Source organism: Selenomonas ruminantium AC2024 (assembly GCF_000687995.1).
Classification (GTDB): Bacteria; Bacillota; Negativicutes; order Selenomonadales; family Selenomonadaceae; genus Selenomonas_A; species Selenomonas_A ruminantium_B.
This window is the reverse complement of record NZ_JIAC01000001.1, coordinates 364,229-377,829: the sequence shown is the minus strand read 5'-3', so window position 1 is coordinate 377,829 and position 13,601 is coordinate 364,229. Positions and strand designations below refer to the sequence as shown.

Below are 13,601 nucleotides of genomic sequence, written 5' to 3'. Positions count from 1 at the left end.
TGACCTTTGAACAAACAAAACAGACGATTCCTTGCCTGTGCAGTAGCGCTGGCTACCAGTTTTGCTGCTGTACCGGGAGTGTCGCATGCAGAAGTGACTGCTAAACCGGCCGGCCAAGCCGCCACGGCTGTGGCAGCAGAATCCGCGGGCACGGCAAGTGCGCCTGCTGCGAATACATCTGCAACGGCGGAAAAAACTGCGGAGATGGCTGCTCAGCAGGGAAATGCGCAGGAAGATAAGCGTACAGCTGACTGGTCCAAGAACCGTCCGCAGGAAGATGCCATTGAAAAGTACAGTAAGGAATACGAAGGCCAGACCATCGTGGATACGGTTTTTGAGGGGACTACTGCCGTTACGGAAGCTACGGCGAAGTCATCGCTGTCTATGAAAACTGGTGATATGTTCACGGTTAATGGCATGAATAAGGACCGGGAAGCAATATACAATACAGGTTATTTCTATGACTTGTTCCCCACTTTCCAGAAAGTGCCGGAAGGTGTGGTACTGACCTATCATGTACTGGAAAATCCGATTATCAAGAGCGTGGAAATTACGGGCAATACCGTCTACAAGACGGAGGATTTGCGTTCCTGTATTACCGTTAAAGAAGGCGAAATCCTAAATAACCGTACGCTGCAGGAGAATGTGCAGGCTGTCAAGGAAAAGTATCGCAACGATGGCTACATTCTGGCTAAGGTTACGGATATGAATATTGATAAGGATGGCAACCTTACGCTGAAAATCAATGAAGGCGTATTGGAGGGCTATAAGGTAAAGGGTAATACCAAGACCAAGGATTACGTTATCCTGCGGGAAATGCGTCAAAAGGTTGGAGAACCCTTTAACTCCAAGAAGGCCCGCCGTTCCATGCAGCGAGTTTACAACTTGGGTTTCTTTGAAGATGTAAATATCAAGATGAATCCCGGCGTGGAACCCAATGCTGTGATTATGGAACTGGATGTCAAGGAAAAACGCACGGGTACCTTTGGTATCGGTGCTGGTTACAGCACCGCAGATGGTGTTATCGGGATGGTGAGCATTGGCGATTCCAACTTCCGGGGTACTGGCGATGCTGTGAGCATTACCTACGAACGCAGCGGTAATGAAAAAGATGCACATGGTTTTACTTTCTCCTGGCGTCATCCTTATCTTGACAAGAAGGAAACCGTTGGTACGTTGCGTGTGTATAACAGAACGTATGAATACAGCGATTATGATACAAACGGTAATCTCAAGGAAAGCTATATGCGCAAATACGCTGGTGGAGAAATTATACTGGGACGTCCGATCAGTGAGTTTTCCACGAACTATATCACCTTGAAAAATCGTTCGGATAGCTATGTGCGTCACACGAAGAATGGTAATCAGGGGGATCGCAGCACGCCCGCATGGAAGCAGTGGCGCGATGATAATTTCGGTACAACCCGCAGTGTTACCTTTGAACATGTTACCGATACGCGTGACAACATCTATAACCCCACGGAAGGTGGCCGGGTCAGCCTGTCAGCTGAAGTGGCTGGCTTAGGCGGCGATTTCAATTTCCAGAAGGCGGCGATTGAAGATCAGCGCTACTTCAAAGTGGGGCGTGCGCAGGTGATTGCTTTGCGTGGCAAGTATGGTTGGGGCCATGGCGACATTTCTGAATTCAATCAGTACAGAGTGGGTGGCCAGAACAGCCTGCGCGGTTATCGCGATGACCAGTACCGCGGTGACCATATGATTTTGGCTACGTTAGAATACCGTTTCCCGATTGTCAGCAAGGTGCAGGGCGCAATCTTTACGGATTGGGGCGGTGCCTGGTTCGATGACTTTTTGCCGCAGAGTGGTACGATTCATGGCAGTGTTGGTATAGGTCTGTCTCTGAATACGCCACTGGGTCCGTTGCGTCTTGATTATGGCCGAGGCAGCAATGGTGGCCGCGTTCACTTCAGTGTTGGCGGCGCCTTCTGATGAAGCCGGCTATAGCGGCGGTTATCGCGCTTTTGGTCATATTGTTGGCTTTTCCCGCCGAAGCGGCGAAGGTGGACAGGGTTGTGGCGGTAACCACAGCTCATGACAGTCTGCCGCCTTTGGTGGCAGAGCGAATGAACCATAGTGTGGCGGCTATTGCCAGCCAACTTTTGGAGGGCAAGGAAATTGCTGCGGTGCAGGCTGGTAATGCCGGTTATGCGGGACTCATTCATGAAGTCTTTGATAAGGTGCTGGTAGGGTACACGGTAAAACAAGTTCGTATCCAGCCTGCTGCTGAAACAAAGGTGGAGGTGGAACTGCTTCCTTGGTCGGAGGTCATCCAGTCTGTGCAGGTGGAAACATCTGTCGAAGGAATGCCGCCCCGTATAGAGAATATGGTGCGGCAGGACCTGACAGGAGTGGAACGTGTCTTTGAAGATGCGATGATGGGGCTTCCCACTGCAGCAGCAGATTGGACCAATGGCGTATTGAAGCAGCATCTGAATGCTTATCTGGAACAGCATTTGCCAGAGTTTCGGGCGGATTTTGATGTAAATCCGGAACCGCATACGCAGGTGAAGCTGATGGTTTATCCGCGGCTGCCTGTGGTGCGGACGGTGGATTTATCCATGCGTTCGGATACAGTGCCCAATAGTGCACTATTGGCACGGCGGGATGTGATGCAGGCACAGGTCGATGAAATTGTAGGTGTTCCTGTGGGATTCGTCCGCCGTCATCGGCAGGAGCTGGAACAGGCTTTTGCGCAAGGGTTGGATAACCGTCAGGATTTTCGCGCTCTGAGCATGCAGACAAAGGTGGCGATTGAGCCGGCGGAACGCACCCAGGTTATGAGCCGTTCCGATACCAGCCGCTATCGTTTGCGTTTGTCAGGCTGGCTGGATATCGGCCGCAAAGAGAAAGCGAGTCATAAGAATGACGAAAACCTGCTTTTGCGGCTGCATGCCGGACAGATGCTGGGTTCGAAGGATGAAATCTTTGTACTGGCCGATTTGCTGCCAGAAAAGATGAAATGGAACTGGCAGCTGGGCTGGCAGCATGATTTGCGGGGCGGCAGGCTGGTGGGCCTGCGCTATGATATGCGGAAGCATAAGCTCATCTATGATATTCGTCAGCAGCTGGCTCCCCGCTGGCTTCTGCGGTACGAGTACCGCACAGCGGACAATATGGGGGAAGCAGCGCTTCGCTACCGTCTGCATGATTTTGTAAGCCTTGAATATGTACTGGATAATGAGCAGAATTGGCTGCGGCTTATCGGTAATTTTTAAGGGAATATCTTGAATAAAAAAAGTTATTTTGTTATAATGTCAATCGTATATGGCATTTATTAACTCGAAAAATTCCTCAATTAGGAAAAGGAGATTTTGAAATGGTTAAATTGCAGAAAAAACAGGTTAAAATCGTTAGCATTCTCATTGCGTTGGCTTTTGTAGGCTCCGTTGTAGCCATGGCTTTGACGCAGTTCGGTCCGAACATGGCCAGTGCAGCCAGCTCCAATGTGGGCGTGGTTGATTACAGCCAGATTATGAGCCAGCATCCGAAGGTTCAGGCTGCTTCCACGGAAATGCAGACGGCAGTTCAGGAAGCACAGAAGGACTTTGAAGCAAAGTCTGCCAATATGAACGATAATGAAAAACGTGACTATTATGCCCAGACCCAGCAGCGTCTGCAGCAGAAGAACCAGGAACTCATGGAACCCATCACCAAGAGTGTGGAAGAATCCGTGAAGAAGGTTGCTGAACAGAAGGGCCTGTCCGTAGTTCTGGACAAGGGCGCTGTGGTTTACGGTGGCGTAGACATCACGCAGGATGTACTGAAGCAGGTCAGCAAATAATAGTCAGGTGCTACACTGATTAGAATAATAAAAGGCAGTACCGAGCAAAGATATGCTCGGTACTACTTTTAAGCTTAAAAGTTGAGGTGTCGGCCATGGCAGAAGCAAGCAAGGACGAGCAGGAAAAAAAGAGGCAGCGAGGCCGCCATATTCTTGCAGGTGCGTTAGTAGCACTGCTCTTTGTCCTGCTAGGGGCATGGCTGGCAAGAGAATTTATCATTCCCCGGCAGGCTCCGGAAAGCCTCGCAGAGATTCCCGATGCGGGACTGATTGACTGGCAGCAGGTGCTGGAGGCGCATCCCGATTATGCGAAACTGACGGATTTGCAGGCGCAGTGCGAACTATTGGAGATGGAAGTTAGTGATGTGGGTGATCTGCTGACCATGCAGCCTCCGCAGCTATTGGCAGAAACCTTCAAGGAGTCTGTCTGGCAGAAAAATGCAGCGGATGTAATCGGCGGCCGGGCAGAGCTGGAGCGCAAGGCAAAAAAACTTCGTGAGGAGTACAGGCAGCGTACCGAGGCAGAATATAATGCCCGGCGGCAGGTTGTCGATGAGGAATTCCTGAACGCCATCCTGAATCTCAATATCCGGCTGGACAATCAGGAGTCCATGCACAATCCGCTGGATTCCAAGGAAAGCATTGCACAGGAGCGGGCTGACTGGCTGGCTCAGCGCAGCCAGCTGCAGGCAGAGCGCGGAAGGCGTCAGTATGAGCTTTGGCAGTCCTATAAGGCCGAGATTGAAGCCTATGTCCAAAAGGAACTGGGGCCTGAACTAGCCCAGTGGCAGGCCAATCTGCCCAATCTGCGTGAGCAGGAAATGGCTGCAGCATTGAAGACCAAAAGCGAGGACGATAAACGCAATGCCGAAGCATTGTCCAAACAGCAGGAGCTGGCGCAAAAGGTGCAGGCCAGGCTGGAAAAGCGACAGCTTCTGGCGGAGAAAAAAACGGAGTTTGCTGCTCTGCAGGCCCATGTTCTCAATGATGTGGCCGGCAAAGCCGCTAAGATTGCCATTATGCACCACTTCACCTTGATTTTGGTGCACCATCCCCAGACATTGGCAAGTTTTATGCCTGGTGCAGCTGAGTTTAATCCCTTGCTGCGCAAAGCTGGTGTGGCCATTGGTATACGCACGCAGGATGTGACCGGGGAAATTGTGCAAGAGATGAAAAATCTGTAATTGACTTATAAAGAAAGAAGCGAAGATAGGATGAAATTACGCAAGAAAACAGCAGCTGCTATGATTATGGCCTTGCTCTGTGCCACTTTGGCCAGCGGCTGCGGCCAGACGAAAATCGGCTATATAGATGGTGAGCGGGTTTCCAAAGAAGCTCCGCAGATAAACAGCCTTATCGAAGAAGGCAATCAGAAGATTGAAGAAGCGCAGACGCAGGCCAGCCAGGATTTGCAGAAGAAAATGCAGGAGAATCCTAACATGAGCCAGGAAGATTTGCAGAAGGCTCAGATGGATGGTCAGCGCAAGATTCAGGGCTTAAATCAGTCCTATTCGCTGCAGCTTCGTCAGAAGATGGATGTAGCTTTGGCGGCTGTCAGCAAGAATAAGAAACTGGATGCAGTTGTGAATAACAGCACGGATCAGCCGGTGGCTGTTACCGGAGCTGTAGATGTTACGGATGATGTCATTGCCCAGTTGCAGTAAGATGGGAGTACCAGCATGAAGAAGACTTTGCAGGAAATTGCAGCCATTGTGGGCGGCCGCGTCGCCGGCGATGAAGCGATTGAAATAGATGGCCTGGACAATATTGCCGGAGCAGGTGCCGGTGACCTGACCTTTGCAGTGGAGCCTCATATCGAGGAGGCTAAGACCTGCAAGGCCGCGGCTGTAATGCTGCCGGAAGGGATAGAGGACTTCCCCAAGACGGCCCTTTATGTGGATGACCCCAGAGCAGCTTTTGCCAAACTACTGGAGATTTTCACGCCGAAATTGGAGCGTCCCGCGGAAGTAAGCGCCAAGGCCCATGTGGGCAAGGATGTGAAGCTGGGCCAGAATGTTACCATTATGCCCTTTGCCATGGTGGATGACCATGCGGTTATCGGTGACAATGTGGTGCTCTATCCTCATACCTATATTGGCCAGTATGCAGAAATTGGTGATGACAGTGTCATATATTCCAATGCCACTGTTCGCGAACACTGCCGGGTGGGCAAACGTTGTGTGGTTCATAGCTCGGCAGTTATTGGCTCCGACGGCTTTGGCTTTACCACGAAAGACGGCGTGCATACCAAGGTGCCGCAGGTAGGCATCGTAGTTTTAGAGGACGATGTGGAAATCGGTGCTCATGACGGCATCGACCGCGCTGCTATGGGCGCTACGGTTATCGGCAAGGGCACGAAGATTGACAATCTCGTGCATATTGGCCATAACTGTAAAATTGGCGCTAACTGCCTGATTGTAGCTCAGACGGGCATTTCTGGCTCGACTACCGTAGGTCATAATGTTACGTTCGGCGGTCAGGTGGGCACTGTAGGCCATATCAATATCGGAGCAAACTCTGTCTATGCGGCCCGCTCCGGTATTATCGGTGATATGCCGGAAGGTGTATTCTGTGCTGGCTTCCCGGTGCAGAGCCATACGGAATGGCTGCGCATGCAGGCGGCGATGAAGAAACTGCCGGAAATGCGGAAGAAAATCAGCCAGCTGGAAAAGAAATTAGCAAAGTACGAGGGCTAAGAAGTTGTTGTACTATATATTAAAGGGCATAAGTGCTTTGGTCTGTGCCCTGCCCCGCGGGCTCTGTGAGAAAATGGGCCGCGGTCTGGGAAATTTGGCATGGCTGGTGATTCCACGCAAGCGCAAACTGCTGGCCATAGGACAGATAAAGATGTGCCTGGGTGCCGACGATGATGAGGCTTGCCGTATTGCCAAGGAAAGTACCGTGCGCTTTGGCCCCATGCTCTTTGAAGTTCTGCGCTTTCCTCTCATCAAGAAGCAGCCGGAAAATTATGTGCGCATTGAAGGCTTGGAAAAACTTCAGCAGGGAATGGCGGCAGGCAAAGGGGCTGTGATTGCGGCGTCCCATAGCGGCAACTGGGAGCTCATGGGCGGCGCTTTTGCGATGGCGGGCATTCCTTTGGTGGGAGTGGCCATGAAGCAGAAGGATTCGGCTGCGGATAAATTTATCAATGAATATCGTACGCTGATTGGCATGCATATCACTTACAAGACCGGCGTGCGGGAAATGTTTGCCATGCTGAAGAAGGGCTGGGCTATTGGCCTGATTATGGATCAGGACACCAACCGTCATGACGGCATTGTTCTGGATTTTTTCGGCAAGCCGACCAATACGACTCCGGGAGCGGCCTCCATGGCGCGCTTTCAGGGAGTGCCGATCTTTACATCCTTTATGCATCGGGATAAGGCAGGCTTCCATACGTTGATTGTGGAAGGGCCTTTTTATGTGGAGAAGACGGCGGATAAGCGTGAAGATATCAATCGGACCACGCAGCTTATCAACAATGCCATTGAGGCACATATAAGGAAATATCCGGAGGAATGGTTCTGGCTTCATGATCGTTGGAAATCCATTCGGGAGGAATATCGCGATACGGATTTTTCGAAGAGCGTATGAAGCTATCAGGAGGAATAGATTTGCAACAGACTACATTAGCGGCAGAGGCCAGCTATACTGGTATCGGCCTGCATTCCGGCCGTGAGGTACACATGGTGCTCAAGCCGGCTCCGGCGGATACCGGGCTGGTTTTTGTGCGCACGGATTTAGAGGGGCAGCCCCGAATTCATGCAACGGCATCTAATGTCACTTCCACCATGCGGGCAACTACTGTGGAGGAAAATGGCTGCAAGGTGTTCACCATCGAGCATTTGATGAGTGCCTTTCATGCCCTGCGTATTGACAACTGCTATATTGAAATAGATGCCGAAGAACCGCCGGTGGCAGATGGTTCTTCGCTGGCATTCTTCCAGAAGATGAAGGATGCAGGTGTTAAGGAACTTGCGGCCGAGCGTAAGGAAATCGTCATTGATAAAGTTTACCGCATTGATGATGAGGAGTCTAACCGCTTTGTCATGGTGCTGCCCTATGACGGCTTCCGGGTGAGCTTTACTTCTGTAAATCCCCATAAGCTTATCGGCGTGCAGTATGAAAACTTCGAAATCAGTCCGGAGCTTTACGAACGGGAGATTGCACCGGCCCGCACGATTGCGTATGAGCAGGAGATTGAAGCCCTGCGCAGTATGGGACTGGGGCTTGGCGGTACGCTGGAGAGCGTTATCGTTTACAATGATGCAGGCTGGCTCAATCCGCTTCACTTTGAGGACGAGCTGGTTCGTCATAAAATCCTGGATGTTATCGGCGACCTGCGTCTGGCAGGCCCTATTCGCGGCCATGTTATAGCGGTGGCCTCGGGACATGCGCTGAATACGAATTTGGCGAAAAAACTTGTGGAAAATTTGGGTTGATATTTGGATAGAGAAATCTATTAGAAAGAGGGAATTACAATGGTTTTGGAAATTACGGATATTATGAAGATTTTGCCGCATCGCCCGCCTATGCTGCTGGTGGATCGCATTGTGGAGATCGATCCGTTCAAATCGGCTACGGGGATTAAGAATGTGACCATGAACGAGCCGTTTTTTGTAGGCCATTTTCCGGGACATCCCATTATGCCCGGTGTGCTGATTTTGGAAGCTATGGCGCAGGTAGGCGGCGTAGCCATGCTCTATCCGGAAGAAAACCGGGGCAAGATTGCCATGTTTGGCGGCATGGAAAACATCAAGTTCAAGCGTCCGGTAGTACCCGGCGACCAGCTGGTAACTAAGGCACATATCGTAAAGGTTCGCGGCGAATTCGGTGTGCTCCATTGCGATGGTTATGTAGATGACAAATTGGTTGCCTCTGCTGACTTTAAGTTTGCTATGAGAAAAGAAGAAAACATGTGATTTTTACTGATAAACTGATGATAATCTTTGTTCAGCTCGGATAACGCCTGAATTTGCTGTCAGATAGAATGAGAGAATTAGAGGTCAGTTTGGGAGTATATAAAAAAGACAGAGCAAAGAGGCTGCTGATATTGTGGGGAGTCGGCAGATTGGTTATAAGGAGTTGTAGAGATGAGCACGGAAAATATTAGTGCAGAAGCACAGATACATCCCACGGCGATTGTGGAAGAAGGAGCCAAAGTCGCCGCTGGGGCCCAGATTGGCCCCTATAGCGTAATCGGCAGCGATGTGGAAATTGGTGAGGGCACCATTATCGGACCTCATGTAGTAGTCACAGGCTGGACGAAAATCGGTAAGGAATGTCATATCTTTCAGGGCGCTTCCATCGGTGAAGTGCCGCAGGATTTGAAATTCAAGGGCGAAAAAAGCTTTACTTATATCGGCGACCGCACCGTTATCCGTGAGGGCGCTACGGTACATCGGGCTACCGGTGAAGGCGAGGAAACCCGCATTGGCAATGACTGTCTGCTGATGGCTCTGACCCATGTTGCCCATAACTGCGTGATTGGCAACCGGGTAATCATGTCCAATTTGGCCAGCCTGGCTGGTCACGCCATTGTGGAAGACCGGGCTGTTGTGGGTGGCATGACCGGTGTACATCAGTTCGTCAAGATTGGCCGTAATGCCATGATTGGCGGTATGAGCCGTCTGACGCAGGATGTAGTGCCTTACACCATTGTGGCTGGTCAGCCTGCCAAAGTGGCCGGGCTTAACAGTGTGGGCATTTCCCGGGCTGGCATTGAGTTGTCTGCCCGTCGCAGTCTGAAACAGGCATACCGGATTCTGTACCGTTCCGGTCTGAGCCTGCAGAAAGCGGTGGAGATTATTGAACAGGAAGTTGCTCCCTGTGAAGAAGTGGATCATCTCTTGCGCTTCCTGCGCAATGCCGATCGGGGCATTTGCCGGGAACGCCGGGACGATAAATGAGGATTGTTTGTAGTTGCGGAGGTTTGTAATGGAGCGGATTGGACTTTTGGCAGGCATTGGCGCCCTGCCGGTGGAGATTGCCAGGGCGGCCAAGGAGCTGGGCTATGAGGTCTATGCTGTGGCACTCTTGCCCGATACCGACCAGCGTCTGCGCGACTATGCCGATGACTATCAGGAAATCAATGTCCTGAAGGTGGGCAAGATTCTCAAGTATCTCAAGAAGAATGACATCCATAAGGTGACTATGATTGGCAAGGTTACCAAGGAAGTTCTGTTCGCCAAGAAAACTTTGCCGGACTTAAAGGCCATGCAGATTCTTATGCGGGTGCCGGATCGGAAGGACGATACCATCATGCTGGCCATCATTGATGAGCTCAGGAAGATTGATGTAGAAACCTTTGACCAGACGGAACTCATCCGCAAGCTGATGCCAGGCAAAGGTGTTCTCACCAAACGCCAGCCTACGGAAGCCGAGCGAAAGGATATGGAGTTCGGCTTTCAGATGGCTAAGGAAATTGGCCGAATGGATGTGGGACAGACTGTGGTGGTCAAGGATATGGCTGTGATGGCGCTGGAAGCGATCGAGGGAACAGATGCCTGCATCCTGCGGGGCGGCAAACTGGCTGGCGGCAATGCTGTGGTGGCCAAGGTGGCCAAACCTCAGCAGGACAGCCGCTTTGATGTGCCCACGGTGGGGCTCAAGACCCTGCAGATGATGGTGGAAACCGGCGCTAAGGCACTGGCTATCGAAGCTGATGCTACTTTGTTGGTGGAGCGGGCAGAAGTTATCGCTCTGGCCGAAGCCAATGATATCACCATTATGGCTATGTAAGCGATACAGAGACGTTGGGGATGCAAATATGTATGCCCAGCGTCTTTTTTGCTTGTTATGATAGATAAGTGATGGTTTTGCCGCTGGTAAAACTTCCCTCTTTGCGTTATAATATAATTTGGCTTAGTATTGAATTGAGGAGGACGACCCATGAAGATTATGCTTTCCGCTGGTGAGGCATCTGGGGATGTGCACGGCGAAAATATTGCCCGGGCAATTCTGGCGATGTCACCAGCCACGGAGCTTATTGGCTTCGGCGGCAGCCGCATGGAAGATGCCGGCGTGCGCCTGTGCCGAAATTTTGCCGATTACAGCGTAATGGGCGTATGGGAAGTCCTGGTGAATATCCGCCGCATCTGGAAACTCTTGAATGATTTGACGGAGTTTATGCGGGAAGAAAAGCCCGACATGCTGGTGCTTATCGATTATCCCGATTTCAACTGGCGGCTGGCCAAACGGGCCAAGTCTTTGGGGATACCCGTGTTCTCCTATATTCCGCCTTCGGCCTGGGCCTGGCGGAAGGGTAGGGCCAGGGATTGTGCGAAGATTGCCGATGAATTTATCGCCATCTTCCCCCATGAACTGCCGGTGTATGAGGCGGCCGGGGCAAAGATTTCCTTTGTGGGCAATCCGCTGGTAGATGCCGTACGGGCAGAAATGCCCCGGGAGAAGGCCCGTCGGTTCTTTCAGATGCCGGAGGATAAGACGGTGATTCTGCTGCTGCCCGGCAGCCGCAAGCAGGAGATTGAACTTCTGCTGCCATCCATGCTGGCGGGGGCTAAAAAACTTTTGACCGAGAAGCCGGATACGGTATTCTATCTGCCGGTGGCCGATACTGTGAGTCGTGAGCGGATTGAAGAGATGATTGCCGCATCCGGCGTAGCGGTTACGTTGACCGACGAAAAGCACTACAGCCTTATGGCGGCAGCGGATGCGGCCATGGCTACTTCTGGTACCGTGGTGATGGAGGCGGCACTTTTAGGGCTTCCCTGCGTGGTGCTCTACCGTTTGTCACCCGTGTCCTATGCTATCGGGAAGCTATTGGTGCATGTTGATAATTTCAGTCTGCCCAATATTCTCTTGAATGAAAGCTTCCAGCGGGAACTGCTGCAGGATGAAGTCACGCCGGAAAATATTGCCGGTGAGCTCATGAAGCTCTATCCCGGTGAGGCCCATCGGCAGGAAGTGGTTGAGAAGCTGAAACTGGCTTGTCGGAAGTTGGGAGCTCCCGGAGCTTCTCAGCGGGTAGCGGAACGGATTTTGAATGCAGTGCGGGAATTTACCGCTGAATAAATTAGTGAGGGAAATACATGAAGAATTATAAGCGGCTTCTGCAATATATCAGGCCCTATCTGAAACGCCTGGCACTGGCCATTGTCTGCATTGTGGTGGCAGCAGCCTGTAACCTCTACCTGCCTTGGATTATCAAGGACATGGTGGATAAGGTGCTGGCTGAAAAGGATATGGTCATGCTGTACGTCATCTGCGTCAGCATTGTGGTGGTTTTCCTGATTCGCGGGATATTCTACTACGGCCAGTCCTATCTGGTGTCTTATATTGGACAAAAAGTGGTTATCGACGTGCGGGAAGTGATGTTCCGCAAGTTCCAGCGCATGCCCATGGCCTATTTTGACAAGCATCAGACAGGCGAAACCATGAGCTATATCACCAACGATGTGGCGGCTATCCAATCAGCCTTGGTGGACCAGCTGATTGAAATGGTCACGGAAGGTTCCATTCTGATTGGTTCCATTGCCATGATGATTTATCTGGACTGGAAACTCTCCCTGCTGACCTTGGTGGTTATCCCCCTGGTAGGTCAAGCAATGAAGATTTTTGGCCGCAAGCTCAAGCGCAATGGTACGGTGATTCAGGAACGGGCCGCGGATATCACGTCTCTCTTACAGGAAAGTATTTCCTCCATTCGGGTGGTGAAATCCTTTGTCCGTGAGGATTATGAAATCAAGCGGTTCATCAATCAGAACATCCTGAACTTCCAGGCGGCCATGAAGAATGTGCAGCTCACCAGCCTCTTGACACCGACTGTGGAATTTTTGGCGGCGGTTTCCGTTACTTTCATTGTAGGCTTTGGTGGTTATGAAGTGGTCAACGGCCAGATGACGGCCGGTGCTTTGGTGGCTTTCTTAACTTATGCGGTCAATCTGGCGAACCCCGTAAAGCGTCTGGCCCGTGTTTACGGCAATCTGCAGCGGGCAATGGCCGCTGTGGACCGCGTATTTGCGGTAATCGACCTGCCGGAACCCATCAGCGATAAGGAAGATGCGAAATCCCTGCCGAAGATTCAGGGCCATGTGGAGGTCAAGAATGTGACCTTTGGCTATAAGGAAGGGGTTAATGCGCTGGAAGATGTATCTCTGGATGTGAAGCCGGGGCAGATGATTGCCTTTGTGGGGCCCAGCGGTGCAGGTAAGTCTACCATCGCCAACCTGATTCCCCGCTTCTATGAGATTAACGGCGGTTCCATCTCCATTGACGGTTACGATATCCGGGATGTGAAGCTGGATTCCCTGCGGGAGCAGATTGGCATTGTGCCGCAGGAAACCATGCTGTTCTCTACAACGGTCATGGAAAATATTCGTTACGGGCGGCTGGACGCCACGGACGAAGAAGTCATTGAGGCAGCCAAGGCGGCGAATGCCGACAGCTTCATTCGGGAACTGCCCCAGGGGTATGATACAACCATTGGGGAGCGGGGGCTGAATCTTTCCGGCGGCCAGCGCCAGCGCATGGCCATCGCCCGGGCAATCCTCAAGAATCCGCAGATTCTGATTTTGGACGAAGCCACTTCGGCTTTGGATACGGAAAGCGAAAAAATCGTACAGGCGGCTTTGGACAGCCTGATGGTGGGCAGAACTTCCTTTGTTATCGCTCATCGCCTGTCTACGATATTCAACGCCGACCAGATTTATGTTATTGATGGCGGCAGGATAAAAGAACACGGTACTCACGAGGAACTCTTGCAGCAGGGCGGCTTGTACAGCCACCTCTACAACATTCAGTTCGGCGGCGGTAACGTGGCAGCAGAAGGGGCATAATA

At 51.5% G+C, this 13,601-nt stretch carries 13 protein-coding genes; all 13 read left to right on the top strand.

Annotated elements, in window-relative coordinates:
* Nucleotides 1–6: 6 nt before the first annotated feature.
* Complete coding sequence (locus tag P157_RS0101755; protein ID WP_026759495.1) at nt 7–1,950, top strand: BamA/OMP85 family outer membrane protein; 1,944 nt, start codon at nt 7–9, stop codon at nt 1,948–1,950.
* Nucleotides 1,950–3,236, top strand: coding sequence for a hypothetical protein (locus tag P157_RS0101750; protein ID WP_051598444.1), 1,287 nt, complete (start codon nt 1,950–1,952; stop codon nt 3,234–3,236). The genes P157_RS0101755 and P157_RS0101750 overlap by 1 nt, the downstream gene beginning before the upstream one ends.
* 101 nt (nt 3,237–3,337) lie before the next feature.
* Nucleotides 3,338–3,802, top strand: coding sequence for an OmpH family outer membrane protein (locus P157_RS0101745; protein WP_026759493.1), 465 nt, complete (start codon nt 3,338–3,340; stop codon nt 3,800–3,802).
* 95 nt (nt 3,803–3,897) lie between these two features.
* On the top strand, nt 3,898–4,986 hold the full coding sequence (locus P157_RS0101740; protein WP_026759492.1) for a hypothetical protein: 1,089 nt from the start codon (nt 3,898–3,900) through the stop codon (nt 4,984–4,986).
* Nucleotides 4,987–5,016: 30 nt separating this feature from the next.
* On the top strand, nt 5,017–5,466 hold the full coding sequence (locus tag P157_RS0101735; RefSeq protein ID WP_026759491.1) for an OmpH family outer membrane protein: 450 nt from the start codon (nt 5,017–5,019) through the stop codon (nt 5,464–5,466).
* A 15-nt stretch (nt 5,467–5,481) separates the two neighbouring features.
* Nucleotides 5,482–6,498: a UDP-3-O-(3-hydroxymyristoyl)glucosamine N-acyltransferase gene (lpxD, locus tag P157_RS0101730; RefSeq protein ID WP_026759490.1), complete on the top strand. Its 1,017-nt coding sequence runs from the start codon at nt 5,482–5,484 to the stop codon at nt 6,496–6,498.
* 4 nt (nt 6,499–6,502) lie between these two features.
* Nucleotides 6,503–7,396, top strand: coding sequence for a lysophospholipid acyltransferase family protein (locus tag P157_RS0101725; protein WP_026759489.1), 894 nt, complete (start codon nt 6,503–6,505; stop codon nt 7,394–7,396).
* A complete protein-coding gene (gene lpxC / locus P157_RS0101720; RefSeq protein ID WP_037368067.1) occupies nt 7,393–8,244 on the top strand; it encodes a UDP-3-O-acyl-N-acetylglucosamine deacetylase in 852 nt (283 codons plus the stop codon). The genes P157_RS0101725 and lpxC overlap by 4 nt, the downstream gene beginning before the upstream one ends.
* A gap of 39 nt (nt 8,245–8,283) precedes the next feature.
* A complete protein-coding gene (fabZ, locus tag P157_RS0101715; protein WP_026759487.1) occupies nt 8,284–8,724 on the top strand; it encodes a 3-hydroxyacyl-ACP dehydratase FabZ in 441 nt (146 codons plus the stop codon).
* A gap of 171 nt (nt 8,725–8,895) precedes the next feature.
* Nucleotides 8,896–9,711, top strand: a complete 816-nt coding sequence (gene lpxA, locus P157_RS0101710; protein WP_026759486.1) for an acyl-ACP--UDP-N-acetylglucosamine O-acyltransferase — start codon at nt 8,896–8,898, stop codon at nt 9,709–9,711.
* Nucleotides 9,712–9,739: 28 nt separating this feature from the next.
* Nucleotides 9,740–10,543, top strand: coding sequence for an LpxI family protein (locus tag P157_RS0101705; protein WP_026759485.1), 804 nt, complete (start codon nt 9,740–9,742; stop codon nt 10,541–10,543).
* Between the two features lie 150 nt (nt 10,544–10,693).
* Nucleotides 10,694–11,836, top strand: a complete 1,143-nt coding sequence (gene lpxB / locus P157_RS0101700) for a lipid-A-disaccharide synthase (RefSeq protein WP_026759484.1) — start codon at nt 10,694–10,696, stop codon at nt 11,834–11,836.
* A gap of 17 nt (nt 11,837–11,853) precedes the next feature.
* The gene (msbA, locus tag P157_RS0101695) at nt 11,854–13,599 is read left to right on the top strand and encodes a lipid A export permease/ATP-binding protein MsbA (RefSeq protein WP_026759483.1); all 1,746 of its coding nucleotides are present in this window, start codon (nt 11,854–11,856) and stop codon (nt 13,597–13,599) included.
* Nucleotides 13,600–13,601 lie beyond the last annotated feature (2 nt).